This window comes from Stappia sp. G46H5W (assembly GCF_058448995.1).
In genome coordinates, this window is sequence record NZ_JBZFLL010000010.1 from 1 (window position 1) to 4322 (window position 4322).

Annotated in this window: 3 protein-coding genes; all 3 read right to left on the minus strand. The window is 68.6% G+C overall.

The window, feature by feature from the left end:
• Window positions 1-26 precede the first annotated feature (26 nt).
• The 3 genes from ACVJ6E_RS21715 to ACVJ6E_RS21725 all read right to left on the minus strand — a co-directional run bounded on the left by ACVJ6E_RS21715 (window position 27) and on the right by ACVJ6E_RS21725 (window position 4062).
• A complete protein-coding gene (locus ACVJ6E_RS21715; protein WP_120270922.1) occupies window positions 27-827 on the minus strand; it encodes an FAD binding domain-containing protein in 801 nt (266 codons plus the stop codon).
• Between the two features lie 134 nt (window positions 828-961).
• Window positions 962-3331, minus strand: a complete 2370-nt coding sequence (locus ACVJ6E_RS21720; RefSeq protein WP_120270923.1) for a xanthine dehydrogenase family protein molybdopterin-binding subunit — start codon at window positions 3329-3331, stop codon at window positions 962-964.
• A gap of 239 nt (window positions 3332-3570) precedes the next feature.
• Window positions 3571-4062, minus strand: coding sequence for a (2Fe-2S)-binding protein (locus ACVJ6E_RS21725; protein ID WP_120270924.1), 492 nt, complete (start codon window positions 4060-4062; stop codon window positions 3571-3573).
• Window positions 4063-4322 lie beyond the last annotated feature (260 nt).

Genomic DNA, 4322 nt, shown 5'->3' on the forward strand with positions numbered 1-4322 from the left:
CCCCGTCGACGTGCGGCCACGCCTTCTCAATTGTTAAGTTTAGCGACTGCTCGTTTGGCCATTACGGTGATGAGGTTTGCGCGGTATTCGGCCGAGCCGTGGATGTCGGAGATGAGGTCGTCGGCCTCGGTTGTCACCGAGGCTGCGGCCTCCGGCGTGAAGCTCTGCGACAGCGCCTGTTCCAGCCCCTCGTGGCGGAAGACGCCGTTGGACCCGGCGCCTGTCACCGCGACCCGTACCCCGTCCTCGGTACGGGCGATGAACACGCCCGCCATCGCATAGCGCGAGGCCGGGTTCGGATACTTGGCATAGGCGCAGGCCGCGCAGGCGGGGATCTCTACCGCCGTCACGATCTCCCCCTCCTCCAGCGCCGTCTCGAACAGGCCGGTGAAGAACTCTTCAGCCGCAAGCCGGCGCTTGTCGGTGACGATCGTCGCCCCCAAGGCCAGCATCGCCGAAGGATAGTCCGCCGCCGGGTCGTTGTTGGCGATCGATCCACCGATCGTCCCGCGGTGGCGCACATGCGGATCGCCGATATGGCCGGCAAGCTCCGCAAGCCCCGGCGCCAGCCGCCGCACGCTCTGCGAGCCGGCAACCTCCGCATGGGTCGTCGCCGCCCCGATCCGCAAGGCGCCGCCCGTCTCCGCGATCCCCTTCAGGTCGGCGACATGCGTCACGTCGACAAGATCGGACGGCGCCGCCAGCCGCTGCTTCATCGTCGGCAGCAGGGTCATGCCGCCAGACAGGATCTTGCCGTCCTCGCTGCCGGCGATCTTCGCCGCCGCATCGGCGACGCTCGTCGCTCGGTGATAGGTCGTCTCGTACATCCCGTTCTCCCTCGCCCGGCAGTGCGACCGGGCCTCTTGCTCGTCTGGTAAGGCGCCCCGGGGCCTAGGGCCGTCCGGGAGCGCCGTCCTCAAGGATTGCGTGGGCGTCTGTTCCGCCGTGCTACTCCGCTGCCCTACTCCGCAGCCTGTGCCGGACGGACCGTCTTCAGCGCCGCCCACACCGCCTGCGGCGTCGCCGGCATCTCCAGCGCGTTGGTCCCGATCGCGTCGGTGATCGCGTTCATCACCGCCGGCGGCGAGCCGATCGCCCCCGCCTCGCCGCAGCCCTTCATCCCCAGCGGGTTGCCCGGGCACGCCGTTACCGTCGTCATCAGCCGGTAGGACGGCACGTCGTCCGCCCGCGGCATCGTGTAGTCCATGTAGGACGCCGACAGCAGCTGACCGTCCGCGTCATAGGACGCGTTCTCCAGCAGCGCCTGGCCGATGCCCTGCGTCAGACCGCCATGCACCTGCCCTTCCACGATCATCGGGTTGATGATCGTCCCGAAGTCGTCCGCCGCAACGAAGTCGACAATCTCCGTCCGCCCCGTCTCCGGGTCCACCTCCACCTCGCACACATAGGTGCCGGCCGGGAACGTGAAGTTGGTCGGGTCGTAGAACGCCCCCTCCTTCAGGCCGGGCTCCATCCCGGCGGGCAGGTTGTGCGCCGTATAGGCGGCAAGCGCCACCTGGAAGAACGGCAGCTCCTTGTCCGTGCCGGCCACCTTGAACGTGCCGCCCTCCAGCGCGATGTCCCCTTCCGAGGCCTCAAGCAGGTGCGCTGCGATCCGCTTCGCCTTCGCCTCCACCTTGTCCAGCGCCTTGACGATCGCCGACATGCCGACCGCGCCCGAGCGCGAGCCGTAGGTGCCCATGCCGAACTGCACCTTGTCCGTGTCGCCATGCACGATCGCGACCGTGTCGAGACCCACACCGAACCGCTCCGCAACCAGCTGCGCAAAGGTCGTCTCGTGGCCCTGGCCATGGCTGTGCGAGCCCGTCAGCACCTCGATCGTGCCGACCGGGTTCACCCGCACCTCCGCCGATTCCCACAAGCCGACGCCCGCTCCCAGCGAGCCGACCGCCTGGCTCGGCGCAATGCCGCACGCCTCGATGTAGCAGGACAGCCCGATGCCGCGCAGCTTGCCCCGCCGCGCCGCCTCCGCCTTGCGCGCCGCAAAGCCCGCATAGTCGATCGCCGACAGCGCCGCCTCCAGCGAGGCATCGTAGTCGCCCGCGTCGTAGCACATGATCACCGGCGTCTGGTGCGGGAACGAGCGGATGAAGTTCGCCCGCCGGAACTCGGCCGGGTCCATCCCCACCTCGCGCGCCGCCGTCTCCATCATCCGTTCCAGCAGGTAGGTCGCCTCCGGCCGCCCCGCCCCGCGATACGCATCCACCGGCACCGTGTTGGTGTAGACCGTCTTCACGTTGCAGTGGATCGCCGGGATCGCATACTGGCCAGACAGAAGCGTCGCGTAGAGATAGGTCGGCACCGACGAGGAGAACAGCGACATGTAGGCGCCCAGATTCGCCACCGTCTTCACCCGAAGCCCAAGGATCCGGTTCTGCGAGTCCAGCGCCATCTCCGCTTCCGAGTAGTGGTCGCGGCCATGCGCGTCCGTCAGGAACGCCTCCGTGCGCTCGCACGTCCACTTCACCGGGACGCCCGTCTTCTTCGACGCCCACAGGCACACCATCTCTTCCGGATAGATGTAGATCTTCGACCCGAAGCCGCCGCCCACATCCGGCGCGATCACCCTGAGCTTGTGCTCCGGCGCGATGTTGTAGAAGGCCGACAGCACCAGCCGCGCCACATGCGGGTTCTGCGAGGTCGTCCACAGCGTGTAGTGCTCGTCCGCCTCGTCGTACTGGGCAAGCGCCGCGCGCGGCTCCATCGGGTTCGGCACCAGCCGGTTGTTGCGGATCTCCATCCGCGTCACATGCGCCGCGGAGGCGAAGGCCGCCTCGGTGGCGGCCGCATCGCCGATCTCCCAGTCGTAGATCAGGTTGCCCGGCGCCTCCTCGTGCAGCTGCGGCGCGCCGTCCTTCAGCGCATCCAGCGCATCCACCACCGCGGGCAGCGGCTCGTACTCGACCTCCACCGCATCGGCCGCATCGCGCGCCTGGCCCCGCGTCTCGGCGATCACCACCGCCACCGCTTGGCCGACATGGCGCACATGCTCGCTCTCCAGCGCCCGCCAGGCGCCCATCTTCATCGGGCTGCCGTCCTTCGAGTGGATCATCCAGCCGCAGATCAGGTTGCCCACCCCGTCCGCAACCAGTTCCTGCCCGCTCAGCACCGCGATCACGCCCGGCATGGCCCGGGCCGCATCCGCATCGATCGACACCACCTTCGCATGGGCATGGGGCGAGCGCACGAACACCGCATGCGCCATGCCCGCCACCGTCATGTCGTCCGTGTAGCGACCCTTGCCGGTGATGAAGCGCTTGTCCTCGCGGCGCTGCACGCGCGCACCGATACCTTCAACCGAACCTGCCATCTCGTCCTCCCTCGCGGATGCCCGCGGCCGCCGGCCTCCTCGCCGCGCCGCACTCCGCTTCGACATTGTCCTTGCTCGAACTGTCCTTGCCCGAAGTTCTGGCCCGAAGTTCTGGCCCGAAGCCCTGATCCGGACGATGCGCCCGGACACCCTGCCCGGCAGGCCCGCCGCAGGGCCGTTCCCCCCAGAACGCCCCAGAACGGCCGCGGGCCTTGCACCAGCAGGGCGGCTTCAGCGCCCTATTCGGCCGCCGTCTTCATCCCGGCCATCGTCTGGCTCGCGGCCGCGATCGCCTTGACGATGTTGTGGTAGCCCGTGCAGCGACAGATGTTGCCTTCCAGCTCGGCCCGGATCGTCGCCTCGTCCAGCGGTCCCCCGCCATGGCGCGCGATCATGTCCACCGCCGCCATGATCATCCCCGGCGTGCAGAAGCCGCACTGCAGCCCGTGATGCTCCTTGAACGCCGCCTGCACCGGGTGCAGCTCGCCCCCGGACGCAAGACCCTCGATCGTCGTCACGTCCGACCCCGAGGCCTGCGCCGCAAGCATCGTGCAGGACTTCACCGCCTTGCCGTCCACATGCACCACGCACGCCCCGCATTGCGACGTGTCGCAGCCCACATGCGTCCCCGTCAGGCCAAGACCCTCGCGCAGGAACTCAACGAGAAGCGTCCGGTCCTCGACCGTCCGCGTCACCGTCCGCCCGTTCACGACCATGCTCACTTCGGCCATGCAAATCCTCCCTCGTTCCAAAAGGCCTGTTCCAACGCCCCTTCAGGACCCGGCCGGCCATCTTCAAACCTGTTGCCCAAACCAGTGCGCGCCAACACCGGCGCGCCAAACTCAGCGCGCCAACCTCACCGTGTGAGCGCCAGGATCACGATCACCACCGCAAGCGCCGCAAGACCCCACACCATCGGGCCGCCGAGAAAACCACGGCCCGCCGCCGCCTCGACCTCGGTCTCGACCTCGCGCGCCGTCTTCACGACCCG

What these genes read in the sequence shown, in the direction of transcription:
- ACVJ6E_RS21715 (WP_120270922.1), bottom strand. Translation starts at nt 827, where the DNA reads ATGTACGAGACGACCTATCACCGAGCGACGAGCGTCGCCGATGCGGCG.
- ACVJ6E_RS21725 (WP_120270924.1), bottom strand. Translation starts at nt 4,062, where the DNA reads ATGGCCGAAGTGAGCATGGTCGTGAACGGGCGGACGGTGACGCGGACG.
- ACVJ6E_RS21720 (WP_120270923.1), bottom strand. Translation starts at nt 3,331, where the DNA reads ATGGCAGGTTCGGTTGAAGGTATCGGTGCGCGCGTGCAGCGCCGCGAG.